Origin of the sequence: Curtobacterium citreum (assembly GCF_006715175.1) — a bacterium.
GTDB classification, from domain to species: Bacteria; Actinomycetota; Actinomycetes; order Actinomycetales; family Microbacteriaceae; genus Curtobacterium; species Curtobacterium citreum.
Genome location: NZ_VFMQ01000001.1, coordinates 2,880,243 through 2,893,164 on the forward strand (window position 1 = coordinate 2,880,243; position 12,922 = coordinate 2,893,164).

11 protein-coding genes are annotated in these 12,922 nt (G+C 72.2%); 6 read left to right on the forward strand and 5 right to left on the reverse strand.

Annotated elements, in window-relative coordinates; all coding sequences use genetic code 11:
• Nucleotides 1-112: 112 nt before the first annotated feature.
• Both FB462_RS13625 and FB462_RS13630 read left to right on the forward strand, forming a co-directional pair.
• On the forward strand, nt 113-1,102 hold the full coding sequence (locus FB462_RS13625) for an ABC transporter ATP-binding protein (protein ID WP_229666661.1): 990 nt from the start codon (nt 113-115) through the stop codon (nt 1,100-1,102).
• Nucleotides 1,099-2,331, forward strand: coding sequence for an ABC transporter permease (locus FB462_RS13630; protein WP_114849815.1), 1,233 nt, complete (start codon nt 1,099-1,101; stop codon nt 2,329-2,331). The genes FB462_RS13625 and FB462_RS13630 overlap by 4 nt, the downstream gene beginning before the upstream one ends.
• 84 nt (nt 2,332-2,415) lie before the next feature.
• On the opposite strand, the gene FB462_RS13635 is transcribed toward FB462_RS13630, so the two are convergent.
• Together FB462_RS13635 and pnuC are read right to left on the reverse strand one after the other, a co-directional pair.
• Entirely contained in the window at nt 2,416-3,039 is a 624-nt protein-coding gene (locus FB462_RS13635) for a TetR family transcriptional regulator C-terminal domain-containing protein (RefSeq protein WP_141862425.1), read from the reverse strand.
• A gap of 111 nt (nt 3,040-3,150) precedes the next feature.
• Entirely contained in the window at nt 3,151-3,816 is a 666-nt protein-coding gene (pnuC, locus tag FB462_RS13640; RefSeq protein WP_141862427.1) for a nicotinamide riboside transporter PnuC, read from the reverse strand.
• Between the two features lie 131 nt (nt 3,817-3,947).
• Between pnuC and FB462_RS13645 the strand changes: the two genes are divergently transcribed.
• Complete coding sequence (locus tag FB462_RS13645) at nt 3,948-4,499, forward strand: hypothetical protein (RefSeq protein ID WP_141862429.1); 552 nt, start codon at nt 3,948-3,950, stop codon at nt 4,497-4,499.
• A gap of 10 nt (nt 4,500-4,509) precedes the next feature.
• Here the strand turns inward: FB462_RS13645 and FB462_RS13650 are convergent, their stop codons facing one another.
• Nucleotides 4,510-5,046, reverse strand: coding sequence for a hypothetical protein (locus FB462_RS13650; protein ID WP_141862431.1), 537 nt, complete (start codon nt 5,044-5,046; stop codon nt 4,510-4,512).
• A gap of 104 nt (nt 5,047-5,150) precedes the next feature.
• Nucleotides 5,151-6,035, reverse strand: coding sequence for an aminoglycoside phosphotransferase family protein (locus FB462_RS13655; RefSeq protein ID WP_141862433.1), 885 nt, complete (start codon nt 6,033-6,035; stop codon nt 5,151-5,153).
• Between the two features lie 192 nt (nt 6,036-6,227).
• Here FB462_RS13655 and FB462_RS13660 point away from each other — a divergent pair, with 192 nt between their 5' ends.
• The 3 genes from FB462_RS13660 (at nt 6,228) to FB462_RS13670 (ending at nt 11,176) form a co-directional block, all read left to right on the forward strand.
• Entirely contained in the window at nt 6,228-7,997 is a 1,770-nt protein-coding gene (locus FB462_RS13660; RefSeq protein ID WP_141862434.1) for a hypothetical protein, read from the forward strand.
• A 129-nt stretch (nt 7,998-8,126) separates the two neighbouring features.
• Nucleotides 8,127-9,632, forward strand: a complete 1,506-nt coding sequence (locus FB462_RS13665; RefSeq protein WP_141862436.1) for a cryptochrome/photolyase family protein — start codon at nt 8,127-8,129, stop codon at nt 9,630-9,632.
• A gap of 212 nt (nt 9,633-9,844) precedes the next feature.
• Nucleotides 9,845-11,176, forward strand: a complete 1,332-nt coding sequence (locus FB462_RS13670) for a GNAT family N-acetyltransferase (RefSeq protein ID WP_141862438.1) — start codon at nt 9,845-9,847, stop codon at nt 11,174-11,176.
• A 158-nt stretch (nt 11,177-11,334) separates the two neighbouring features.
• Here the strand turns inward: FB462_RS13670 and FB462_RS13675 are convergent, their stop codons facing one another.
• Nucleotides 11,335-12,840, reverse strand: a complete 1,506-nt coding sequence (locus FB462_RS13675) for an NlpC/P60 family protein (RefSeq protein ID WP_141862440.1) — start codon at nt 12,838-12,840, stop codon at nt 11,335-11,337.
• Nucleotides 12,841-12,922: the final 82 nt, after the last annotated feature.

Below are 12,922 nucleotides of genomic sequence, written 5' to 3' on the forward strand. Positions count from 1 at the left end.
CCCTCTGGTCCCTCCCCACCCCGGGAAGTGTTCCCATCATGGCAACTACTTTCCAATGTGGCAAGTACCGGTACCCGGCGACCCCCGCCCCACCGTCGGTAGGGTCGGCACCATGAGCGGGGCGGACATCAGCGTGCAGGACTTCGTGATGCGCTTCGGCGACCGCGACGTGGTCGACGGCCTGTCCTTCGACGTGGCACCCGGCGAGACGTTCGGCCTGCTCGGCAGCAACGGCTCGGGCAAGACCACCACGATCCGGGCCCTGCTCGGCATCACGACCCCGACCGCCGGCACCCTGACGGTCGACGGCGTCCCGTACCGACCGGCGACCGGCGGCATCGGCTACCTGCCCGAGGAGCGCGGGCTCTACCGCAAGGAGTCCGTCATCGACGTGATGACGTACTTCGGCATGCTCCGGGGTCTGCGCCGTCCCGAGGCGACCGCGTGGAGCACCGCCTACCTGGAGCGCGTCGGGCTCGCGGACCGCGCGAAGCTCCGCGTGGACAAGCTCAGCGGTGGGCAACAGCAGAAGGTGCAGCTCGGCATCACGATCATGGACCGCCCGCGCCTGCTCATCCTCGACGAGCCGACGAAGGGCCTCGACCCGGTCAACCGCCGGCTGCTCCTCGACCTGGTCGCCGAGCGGAAGGCCGACGGCGCCACGGTCGTGCTCGTGACGCACCACATGGACGAGGTCGAGCGGTTGTGCGACCGGATCCTCCTGCTCAAGGACGGGCGCGCCGCCGCGTACGGCAGCATCCCCGAGGTGCAGGACGCCTTCGGCGGTGCGGTCGCACACGTGACGCTCGACGGCAGCGTTCCGGAGTCGCCGCTGTACCGGGTGGTCCGGCACGAGGGGCACGTGGCGTACCTCGCCCTGACCGACGCCGCCGCGCCGGACGGATCGGACGTCCTCGCCGCGCTCGTGTCCGCCGGGGTGCACGTGACCGGGTTCACGATGCGGCGGATCCCCCTCGACGAGATCTTCGTGCAGGTCTACGGCCACGACGCCGGGCACGACGACCTGCCCGCCACGAGCGAGCACGAGGAGACCAGCACCAGCACCGGCACCGGCACCGGCGCGAGCGGGGCAGCCGCGTGAGCCGCCTCGGGACGGTCGTCCGGTTCGAGTTCGTCCGCGCCGTCAAGAAGCCCGCGTTCTGGATCGGCACGCTCGCCCTCCCCCTGGTGGTGGTCGTCGTGTCGCTGCTCGTCGGGGTCGGCCAGGCCGCGGGTGCGGACTCGGTCAGCTCGAGCTCCTCGGCCGCGAAGACCCCGTTCCACTACGTCGACCGCTCGGGGCTCGTCGACCGCTCGGTCGCGGCGAGGTGGGGCGGCTCACCGTCCACCGACCCCGAGGCCGACCGGGCGGCTGTCCGTGCGGGGCGGCTCGACCTGTTCGTCGTCTACCCCAGGACCCCGTCGAGCACCCCGATCCACATCGAGGCCGCCGACCGCGGGCTCTTCGAGAACGGCGGCTACTCGACCCTGGCCGAGCGGGTCCTCGAGCAGAGCGTCGCCGCGTCGGTGGACGACCCGGAGTCGGTGTCGATCCTGCGCTCACCGCCGGACACCGACCTCCGCACCTGGTCGGACGGACACGTCGCGCCCGGCTGGCTGTCGATCGTGCCGCCCTTCCTGTACGTCGCGGCGTTCTTCGGCATCGTCGTGCTGCTCGCCACCCGCATGGTCACGGTGGTGGTCGAGGAGAAGGAGAACCGCATCTCCGAGATGATCCTGACGACGGTCACGGCGGGTGAGCTGATCCGCGGCAAGGTCGTCGCGATGCTGCTCGTCGGCTTCGTGCAGGTCGGGGTGTTCGTCGTGCCGGGCCTCGCCGTCGCGCTCGTCGGCCTGCCGCTCGTGGCCGCGCGACTCGGTGGCCTGACGGTGGACCCGTGGCGGATGGTCGTCGGCGCGCTGCTGCTCGTCGGCGGGGTCCTGCTCGCGTCCGGGTTGTTCGTGGCGGTCGGCGCCGCGGTCCCGTCGATCAAGGATGCCTCGACGCTGCAGTCCGCGGCGATCTTCGCGCTGATCATCCCGCTGTACGCCGCGTTCTTCGTGATGACCACCCCGGGGTCCCCGATCGCGGCGTTCTTCACCTACTTCCCGACCTTCACCCCGATCACCGCGATGGTCCGGAACGCCGTCGGGACGCTCACCCTCACCGAGTCTGTGGCGTGCATCGTCGAGGTGTTCGCCACCGCGGCGCTCCTGCTCTGGTTCGCCGAGTACCTGTTCCGCCACTCCATCGCCCAGTACGGCTCGAAGGTCACGCTGCGGCAGATCGCCGCCTGGCGGCGTCGCCGCACCCCGCGCACCGGTCGCTGACCGTCCCGTGGCCGGGTCGACGACGGCCTGGAGGCGCGGGGCGGGCCCGCCACGCGCCTCCAGGCCGTCGCCGGGCGCGCTCGTCTACCGGACCGCGACCTCGTCGAGGTCCCAGGCCGCGGTCTCCTGCTCCCGCCACCCGAGCCGCAGGGTGCGCACCGACTGGTCGTACTCGACCAGCACGTCCAGGTAGGGCCGCACGAGCATCTGGATCTGCAGTCCCTCGTAGACTGCCAGGAGCTGGGTCGCCGCTCGGTGCGCGGGGATCCCGAGTCGCTCGGTGCCCGCGCGCACGTCGGCCTCGAGGCCACGGGTGAGCTCCTCGACGAACTCCTCGAAGCGCTTGCGGAACAGCTCCGCGAAGTCGCCGTCCGCGGCCGCGATCGTCAGCACGCCCGCCATCAGCCGGACGAGGCCCGGGTCGGCGACGTCCTCGGCCAGGGTGGTCCGGACGTGGTCGACCGTCGTGGCCGGGGTCGTGCGTCCGGTCCCCCGGAGCTGGATCCACCGGTCGTAGGTCACGAGCAGCAGGCGGTCCCACGACGGGAACAGGCGGTCGACGTCCTCCGGCCGGACCCCGCAGGTGTCCGCGACCACGACCGCGTCGACCATCTCGAAGGCGTACAGCCGGTAGGCGCGGATCGCGCCGCGCACGATGCGTTCGGCGAGTGCCTCCTCGTCGACGAGGTGCACGTCGGGGTCCGTCATCCGCACAGTCCACAGGAGACCGCTCGTTCCTGTCACATCCTCGTTCGGGGGGTACCGCGGTGCACGGTCATCCCGGCCGCCTGGCCGTCCTGCCGGCGGCCCGGTGGTGCCTCAGCCGACGGTGATCGGCGCTGCCGACGGCCGGACGCGCTGGCGCATCCACACGAAGAAGCCGGTCAGCGTGAAGACGCCGTAGAAGACGTACATCAGGCCGGAAGCGTAGTACCCGGCGGAGAACAGCAGGGGCACACCGACCAGGTCCACGGCGACCCAGATCAACCAGAACTCGACCCAGCCCTTCGCCATGCCGTACGTCGCCAGGAGCGAGCCGACGAAGATCCACGCGTCGCTCCACACCGGCTCGTACGAGCCGAGGGCACGGAACACCGGGGTCAGGACCGCGGTGCCGCCGACCATCGCGAGGACGAGCAGCGCGCGGGTCCGCCACGAGGCCCAGCGGGGCTCGACCACGGTGACGGTGTCGTCCGCGCGGTGGGTCCAGCGGTACCAGCCGTAGACGCTCACGGCGATGAACATCACCTGGCGGCCGGCCTGACCGAGCAGGTTGACCGGGTTCGGGGTGTCGAACAGGGCGCCCATGAACACGGTGAAGAGCAGGGCGTTCCCGACGATGCCGACCGGCCACGCCCAGACCCTGCGGCGCATCCCGCCGAGGGCGCTGAGGAGTCCGAACACGTTGCCGACCACCTCGCGCCAGAGCACGGTCTGGTCGCCGATGACGAGCTGCGCGTCGAACAGCCACCGCACGATGCTCATGGGGCCCTCCTCGTTTCCGGACGGTGCAACGGTAGGGGCCCGACGCGCATTCCGGCGGTCGTGCGGCGCCGCGTGACGGGCTCGCGGGGTGCACGGCCCCGAGACTCGGCTCCGGGCTACGCTCTGGGGTCGTGGCGGACGACGGCAGGACGGGCAGCGCGGCGGCAGCCGTCCAGCGCACGCGCGACCTGCTCGACGCCGCGGCCGACCGGCTCCGGGACGCCGGGGTGCGGGACGAGGCCCTCGCCGAGTACGTCGAGCCGCGCGCCGTGCTCGGGATCCGCCGCGACCCGACGATGCGACCGCTCGGCCGGGTGTGGCGCGTCGGTGCCCTGCTGCTCGGTTCGTCCGCGGAGACCACGGGCCGGGTCTGGGCCACCGCGCGCATCACCCGTGTGACCGATCCGGGCCGGACGCAGTTCGTGTCGGTGTCCGCCGAGGTGCGCCGCGCCTACCGGGCCGCCGCCGCGAAGGGGCACTTCCGCGAGAACGACACCGTGAACCACGGCGCGGTGCCGATCCCCCTCGACGACACCCTGGTCGACGCCGACGGTGTGCTCGCGGTCGTCGACGGCGAGCCGGTCGTCCGGTGGTCCCCCACCGCCGGCACGGTGCCGCTCGACGGGTACCTGCGCGACCGGGTGGCGCTGCTGGTCGATCCACCGCGGGGTGCGACGGACTGACCGCCCCGGGTCAGCCGCCGTACTGGGCCGTCGCCACGACGTTCGAGCCGGACTCGCGGCACGCGGTGGTGAGGAGCTTCTGCTGGAGCTCCCACTCCGGGCCGTCCTCCATCGCGAGGCCCTCGGTCGGGGCCGGATGCGCGTCGAGGTACCGCTGGACCGAGTCGATGGCCCGGGTCATCCGAGGGTCCGAGGACTGCAGGTGCTCGTAGCCGAACCGGGCCGACCGGACGAGGGCCAGCCGGTCGGACTCGCTGACCGCACCGACCTGCTGCCCTGCCGACGCGTTCAGGAGGACCGTGCTCAGCGCACTCACGGTTCCGCAGACCGACGCAGCGGACAGGTCCTGCTGCATCGGATCACTCGGTTCCTGCGTCTGCGCCGCACTCGGGGCCGCGGGCGTCTGGGCCGCGGGCGTCTGGGCCACGGGCGTCTGGGCCACGGGCGCAGCGCTGTCGCCGGAGCCGGCAGCGCAGCCGGACAGCAGTCCCCCGGCGAGCAGGACGACCACGGCGGCGAACGGGCGGACGGTGCTCGGGATTCCCATGCGTCGATCCTGGCGCACCGGCACGCCGGAGTCGGCCGCGGTGACCGGATCGAGATCGCTCGATGCTGGATCGTGACCCGGCTCGACGGTGAGCCCGTCGGCGGTCAGTCGGCCAGGCGGTCGACCACGGCGGCTCGCGTCATCGCGTCGAGGCCGTCGTCGAGTGCGCCGCGGCTGGCGGACCACAGGGCCGACTCGACCAGCCGTGCCGTGCACCAGGCGGCGATCCGGTCGGCGAGCTCGCCGGTCGTGTCCGCGAGGACGACGACCCGATGCCGCACGGCGTGCAGGGGATCCTCCGCGCGGAACGGGTCGTCGACCTGCACGAGCAGCGGGCACAGGTCGTAGGCGGGGTCGCCGACCATCGGCTTCGGGTCGATGACGAGCCACGGCTCCCGCCCCGCCGCGAGCACGTTGCCGGGGTTCGCGTCGCCGTGCACGACCACCGACCGCACGGCACCGCTCGGCAGCGTGCGGAGCAGGTCTGCGCCGCGGCGCACGAGTCCCGGGTCGAAGGGCGGCGTGAGCTCGCGCATCCGGTCCTCGGCGAGCGACGCCCACCCGGTGGTGACGTCGGCGACGGACACGAAGGTGTCCTCGTCGGGGACCCCGGCGGCCCAGAGCCGGGTGAGCAGACCGCCGGCGGAGCGCAGGCGGTGTTCGGCCGACAGGTCGTCACGCTCCCCGAGCCGGGTGCCGGGATCGCAGTGCTCGAGCAGCAGCACGAAGGGATCGTCCGAGTCGACGTCGAGCAGGCGGACCGCTCCGGCTCCGTCCCACCAGGCGAGTGCCGCGGCCTCATGCTCGGCCTCGTGGTGCGGCAGGGACAGCTTGAGGACGGCATCGCCACCGTCGGGCAACCGCACGGGCACGACGTGCGAGACGCTCCCGCCGGCGTACGGCTCGCCGGGACGCAGGTCCCAGCGCTCGACCGCTCGTGCGAGCCTGCGCGGGACGGACGCACGCCAGTCCCGCTCGGTCGGCCACATGCGCGCATGGTACCCACCGCCGGACCGTGAGCGACCGGGCGGGCGCACCCCCGCGCCTCCTGTCCGACCCCCGAACGGGGTACGTCCTTGTCCGCCGCAGCACCGACTGCCGCGGCGTCCGGGCGGGTCTACCGTCTGTTGCGGGCGGCAACGGGGCCGCTCGACGACGAATCGAGCATCATGCAACGACGGATGAGCACGCTCCTCGCGACGATCACGGCGGTCGGCCTGGTCGGCGCCCTGGCGCCGGCCCTGCAGGCGCAGGCCGCTGTCCCGACCAGCGACGTCCCGGACTTCGGGGGCAACGTCAAGGTCTACGACCAGTCCACTCCCGCGTCGACGATCCAGGCCGACGTCGACGCGGCCTTCAACGCGCAGCTCCGCAGCAGCACGGCACAGTTCGGCTCGCAGCGGTACGCCTTCCTGTTCAAGCCCGGCAGCTACGGGCGGGTCTGGGCGAACCTGGGCTTCTACACCTCGGTGGCCGGTCTCGGGAAGAACCCCGACGACGTGACGATCTCCGGCGCGCTCAACGTCGACTCCGGTTGGAACGCCGGCGACGAGAAGAACGCCACACAGAACTTCTGGCGGTCGGCGGAGAACCTCTCCGTGGCGCCCGAGGGCGGGACCGACCGGTGGGCGGTGTCGCAGGCCGCGCCGATGCGGCGAGTGCACATCAAGGGCAACCTGACCATGGGGCCGTCGAACCAGGACGGCGGGCAGGGGTACTCGTCGGGCGGCTACATCGCCGACTCGAAGGTCGACGGCACCGTCACGAGCGGGTCGCAGCAGCAGTGGTACACGCGGAACTCGACGCTCGGCAGCTGGCAGGGCGGCAACTGGAACATGGTGTTCTCGGGGGTGCAGGGCGCGCCGGCGAACGACTTCTCGAAGAGCTACACCACCCTGTCGAGCACCCCGGTCACGCGGGAGAAGCCGTACCTGTACGTCGACTCGTCGAACAAGTACCACGTGTTCGTCCCGTCGCTGCGGACGAACTCCGCCGGGGTGACGTGGCCGAACACGCCGGGGACGGACATCCCGATGCGCGACTTCTACGTCGCGCACCCCGGTGACAGCGCGGCGACGATCAACAGCGCGCTGGCGCAGGGGCTGAACCTGTTCTTCACCCCGGGCACGTACCAGTTGAACGCCGCGCTGAACGTCACCCGTCCGGACACCGTCGTCACGGGCATCGGGTTCCCGACGCTCGTGCCGACCGCCGGCAACGCCGTGCTCACCACCGCTGACGTCTCCGGCGTGAACGTGTCGAACCTGGTCGTCGACGCAGGCACGCAGAACAGCGCGCAGCTCGTCCGACTCGGCACCAGCGGCTCGCACGTCGACCATGCCTCGGACCCGCAGAGCATCCAGGACGTGTTCTTCCGCGTCGGGTCGAGCATCCAGGGCAAGGCGTCGACGACGCTGCAGGTCGACGCCGACGACACGCTCGTCGACCACATCTGGGCGTGGCGGGCCGACCACGGCGGCGCCGCGACGGGCTGGAACGTCAACACCGGCGCGACGGGTGTCGAGGTGAACGGGGACGACGTCCTCGCCACCGGGCTGTTCGTCGAGCACTACCAGAAGTACGAGGTGCTCTGGAACGGCAACCGCGGTCGGACGATCTTCTTCCAGAACGAGATGCCGTACGACGTGCCGGACAACGCCTCGTGGCAGAGCCCGACCGGTGCCGGGTACGCGGCGTACAAGGTCGCGTCCGGGGTGACGAACCACGAGATCTGGGGCGGCGGCGTGTACTGCTTCTTCAACACGAACCCGTCCGTGCACGCCGACCGGGCGTTCGAGACCCCGACGGGCTCGGGCATCCGGGCGCACGGGCTCGTGACGGTGTCGCTCGGGGACACGGGCACGATCTCGAGCGTCATCAACGGCGTCGGCGGGGCGGTTCCGACGCCGGTGGGCAACACGGCGCCGAACCGGCTCGCGTCCTACAACTGAGCGGGCCATCCGACCGACCGGGGCCGTCGACGACACCGGTCGCCGGCAGCCCCGGTCGCCGGCAACGCCCGGCCGTCGGGGCACACGCGCCGTCAGGCGGTCGTCACGCACCGCCGGTAGCGTCCGGGCATGGCACCCGAGCGCCGCAGCACCGAAGCCGGCAGCACCGTCCGCACCAGGCTCGTCCTCCCCGGGCAGTACGGACCGCTGTTCGACGACGGCGGTCCGGTGCTCGTCGTCGAGGCCCGCGAGTTCTTCGACGCGCGGCCGATGCACCGCGCGAAGGCGCACCTGTGGCTGAGCGCCCTGCGGCACCGCGTCCGGGAGCTCGGTGACCGCGCCGAGCACGTGCAGGTCGACCGTCTGAAGGACGCCCTCGTCGGTCGCGACGACCTCGAGGTGGTCGACCCGCCGTCCCGGACCCTCCGCGCGCAGGTCCGGCACTGGGGCAAGGGCACCGAGATCCTGCCGAGCCGCGGGTTCATCACCGACGAGGCCGAGTTCGCCGAGTGGGCAGCGCAGGGCACCGGCCGGTTCCGCATGGAGACCCACTACGAGCGGGTCCGCCGCCGCGAGGGCTGGCTGATGCGCTCGGAGAAGCCGATCGGCGGGAAGTTCAGCCTGGACGACCAGAACCGCGAGCCGCCGCCGAAGGGTGCGACGACGCTCGGGCTCCCCGAACCGTGGTGGCCGACCGAGGACGAGATCGACGACGAGGTCCGTCGCGACCTGGACCGGTGGGAGCGCGACGGTGCCGTGCGCTTCGTCGGGAGGGACGACACCCGGCGCTTCGCGGTCACGGCGGACGAGGCCCGGCAGGCGCTCGACGACTTCGTCCAGGTGCGCCTGGGCGACTTCGGGCCGTACGAGGACGCCACGCTGACGAACGACTGGACGATGGCGCACTCGCTCCTCAGCGTGCCGATGAACCTCGGCGTGCTCGACCCGTTCGAGGTCGTCGAGGCCGCACTCGCCGCCCACCGCGACCACGACGCCCCGCTCGCCAGCGTCGAGGGGTTCGTGCGCCAGGTCGCCGGCTGGCGCGACTACGTCTGGCACCTCTACTGGTGGTTCGGCGACGACTACGGCGCCGAGGAGAACGCCCTCGACGCGCACGAGCACCTCCCCCGCTGGTGGCGGGAGCTCGACGCCTCGGAGATCGACGCGGTGTGCCTGAGCACCGCGATCGAGGGCCTGCACGACCACGGCTGGCTGCACCACATCCAGCGCCTGATGGTCCTCGGCAACTGGGCCCTGCAACGCGGCTACGACCCGGTGCACCTGACCGAGTGGTTCACCGACGTCTTCGTCGACGGCACCGACTGGGTCATGCCGGCGAACATCATCGGGATGTCGCAGCACGCCGACGGCGGCATGGTCGCGACGAAGCCCTACGCGTCGGGCGGCCGCTACATCGACCGGATGTCGGACCACTGCGGTGGCTGCCGCTACGACCCGACGAAACGGGTCGGCGAGGACGCCTGCCCCTTCACCGCGGGGTACTGGGCGTTCCTGTCGCGGACGGAACCCGCCCTCCGCAACAACAACCGGATGGCGCGTCCGCTCCAGCAGATGCGGAAGCTGGCGGACCTCGACCAGGTGGTGGCCCAGGAGGCGCGGCGCACCACCCCGTGAGGGTCGCCATCGCGACGTGACCACACACCGGACGGGAGGCGCGTGACGGGCCCGCCGCGCGCCTCCCGTCCGGTCCGGACCCGGCCCCGTCCGGTCTGCAGCCAGCCCGTCGATGGAGCAGACGACGTCGGGTCCGGTGCTGCCACCCGCCGGTTCCTGCTCCACCGACAGGGGGAGGCGGCCGCGCGAGCGGCGCCGGTAGGGTCGGGAACGTGAGCAACGAGGCATTCGACGACCGCTACGAGCTGCGCGAGTTCGCGCCGGGCACGGACGAGCAGGGGGCGCCGGACGCCGCGACCGACGCGTGGATGCACGCCGTCGGCCTCGGCTTCCACGAACCGCACCCGAACGACGAGGTCGCCGCGCTGATGGCCGAGGCGTTCGTCGCCGACCGCGAGACCTGGCTCGGCGTGCACGTCCGTCGTCCGCTCCCGGGGTCCGTCGACGAGACCTGGCCGGCCGGTACCTTCGCGTGGTTCCCGAAGTCCCTGAGCTGGGGCGACGGCCAGGCCGTCGAGACCCAGGCGATCTCGGCGGTGACCGTCCGGCCGACCGAACGCCGACGGGGCATCCTGCGTCGGATGATGACGCACGCGCTCGAGCGTGGCGTCGCCGAGGGCTACGCGGTGGCCTCGCTGACCGCGTCCGAGGGCACCATCTACCGACGATTCGGCTTCGGCTGCGCGATCCGCGAGCGGGCCGTCCGCGTCCGTCGGGCCCGGGCGCTGCCGTTCCTCGCGCCGACGACCGGCACGGTGACCGTCGTCACGCCCGAGTGGCTCGCGGACGGGAACGCCCGCGCCGTGTTCGACCGGTTCGACGCGCGCACGCCGGGCTCCATGAAGCGGAACACGAGCACCTGGCCGATCGTCACCGGCCTGCGGAACGGCGACGGCGAGCCGGCGAAGGACGTCCGCGCCGCCGTGCACCGCCCGGACGGCGCCACCGACGCGGACGCCGTCGACGGCTACGTGACCTGGCGCGTCAAGGAGGGCTCCGGCCGCGACCAGGACACCGTGCTCGAGGTCGTCGACCTGGTCTACGCGACCGACGAGGCGTACCTGTCGCTGTGGGAGTTCCTGCTCTCGATCGACCTGAATGACGTGGTGTCGTACAAGCGCTCGCGCCTCGACGACCCGATCGTCGCCGCGCTCGGGGACAACCGGGCGTACGACGTCGACCACGAGGAGGACCACGTCTGGCTACGGGTGCTCGACGTGCCCGCGGTGCTGGCCTCGCGGCCGTACGCGGTCGACGGGTCGATCGTGCTCGCCGTCTCCGACACGATGGGCTTCGCGGCGGGCACCTACCGGCTGGACGTCGTCGACGGCCGCGGCACCGTGACCCGCACGGCCGCGGACGACTCCGGCGAGGCCGACGTGCGGCTCGACGTGGCCGACCTCGGCGCGCTGCTGATCGGCTCGGTGTCCCCGGTGACCCTCGCGGCGGCGGGGCTCGTGCGGGCGACGGACCCGGCGGCGCCGGTGCTCCTGCGCGCGATGCTGACCCCGGCGCGGGCGCCGCACGGCATCACGTACTTCTAGGGGCGCGGCGGGGGCGGCGCGAGCGCGGCGCGGCCCGCAAGACGCAACGTAGGCGGGTCCTCGCAGCGACGTACCGCTGCGAGGACCCGCCCACGTTGCGTTCCGCGAGAGGAACCGCGGCGAGGGAGGCCGGGGACGAGACCCCGGCCTCCCGGGCGTCACTGCGCCAGGATCGCCGGGCTGGTGCCCGGCTGCATCCCGACGCCAAACGACGTCGCCGCGTCGTCGTTCGTGACCGACCAGAGGTCGCTGCTGTTCGTCTGGACGGCCACGACGTACCCGCTGCCGACCGCGGCGATCGCCGGGCTCGTGCCCGCAGCCATCCCGATGTCGAACGCGGTCGCCGCCTTGCCGTCGGTGATCGTCCACAGCTTGCCCGTGTTCGTCTGCACCGCGATGACGTACCCGCCGGACGGCTGCGCCAGGATCGACGGGCTCGTACCGGCGAGCATGCCGACGGGGAACGCCGTCGCCGCCTTGGTGTTCGTGACGCTCCACAGCGCGCCGGTGTTGGTCTGCACCGCGATGACGTAGCCGCCGTTCGCGGTCGTCGTCACGGACGGGCTCGTGCCGGTCTTCATCCCCACGCCGAAGTCCGTCGCGGCCTTCGTGTCGGTGATGCTCCAGAGGTCACCGGAGTTCGTCTGCACCGCCACCACGTAGTGCCCGCCCGCGGTCGCCGTGATCGACGGACTGGTGCCCGCGGCCATCCCGACCGGGAAGGCCGTCGCCGCCTTCGTGTTCGTGATGGTCCAGAGCGCGCCGGTGTTCGTCTGCACGGCGACCACGTAGCCTCCTCCCGACGTCGGGATGATCGACGGGCTCGTCCCTGCCTTCATGCCGACCGGGAAGGACGTCGCTGCACCGTCGGACGTGATCGTCCAGAGCGCGCCACCGGCGGCCTGGAACGCGGTGACGTACTTGCCGCCGCCGAGCGTGGCGATCGCAGGGCTCGTCCCGGAGGCGACGCCGACCGGGTACGCGGTCGCTGCCTTGCTCGCGGTGACGCTCCAGAGCTTCCCGGTGTTGACCTGCTCAGCCGTCACGTACGAGGTGGTGTGCACCGTGCCCGCCCCGGAACCGGAGCCGGACAGCGAACCGGTCGGCCGACCGACCACGTCCAGCAGCTGCTCCCCGGGCTCGGACCAGAGCGTCTGCTCCTTGACGCCCTCACCCGGAGCAGCCGCCGCCACCATGTACCCGTTGCCCAGGTAGATGCCGTCGTGCAGGAAGTTCCCCGAGGTCGTGCCGTTCGACGTCCAGAACAGCACGTCGCCGGGCTCGGCGTCCGCCCGGGACACGAGGTTCCCCTTGAGCGCGTTGAACTCGTCGCCGACGACGGGACGCGAGGTCCCGTTCGACAGGTCGATGCCCGCCTGGAGGTACGCCTTCCAGACCAGCCCGGAGCAGTCCCACTCCGTGGGTCCGTTGCCGCCGAGCACGTACTTGGTGTCGGCAGGCCCGCCGTCCGTCCTGCTCCACATGCTCTCCGCGTACGCGATGGCGCTGTTCGCCGCGGCGGAGGGCCCTCCCCCGGTGTTCAGGCCCGGTTGACTCGCGAGGGCCGGAGCCGCGAGGCCGACCGTCCCCGCGATGGCGACCGCGGCGACCGCGATCCCGATGAACGTCTTCTTCGCCCGCGAGCGCACCGTCGTCGGTGTCACCGCGGGATCCCCTTGAGAGTTGATCACGACCGAATGCTCGACCTGCCCCTGGCGCCCGACAAGTCCTGCGTTGGGAGGACCG

Excerpts from the sequence above, each read along its gene's own strand:
- FB462_RS13660 (WP_141862434.1), top strand. The coding sequence starts at position 6,228 with ATGAGCACGCTCCTCGCGACGATCACGGCGGTCGGCCTGGTCGGCGCC.
- FB462_RS13665 (WP_141862436.1), top strand. The coding sequence starts at position 8,127 with ATGGCACCCGAGCGCCGCAGCACCGAAGCCGGCAGCACCGTCCGCACC.
- FB462_RS13655 (WP_141862433.1), bottom strand. The coding sequence starts at position 6,035 with ATGTGGCCGACCGAGCGGGACTGGCGTGCGTCCGTCCCGCGCAGGCTC.
- FB462_RS13625 (WP_229666661.1), top strand. The coding sequence starts at position 113 with ATGAGCGGGGCGGACATCAGCGTGCAGGACTTCGTGATGCGCTTCGGC.
- pnuC (WP_141862427.1), bottom strand. The coding sequence starts at position 3,816 with ATGAGCATCGTGCGGTGGCTGTTCGACGCGCAGCTCGTCATCGGCGAC.
- FB462_RS13650 (WP_141862431.1), bottom strand. The coding sequence starts at position 5,046 with ATGGGAATCCCGAGCACCGTCCGCCCGTTCGCCGCCGTGGTCGTCCTG.
- FB462_RS13635 (WP_141862425.1), bottom strand. The coding sequence starts at position 3,039 with ATGACGGACCCCGACGTGCACCTCGTCGACGAGGAGGCACTCGCCGAA.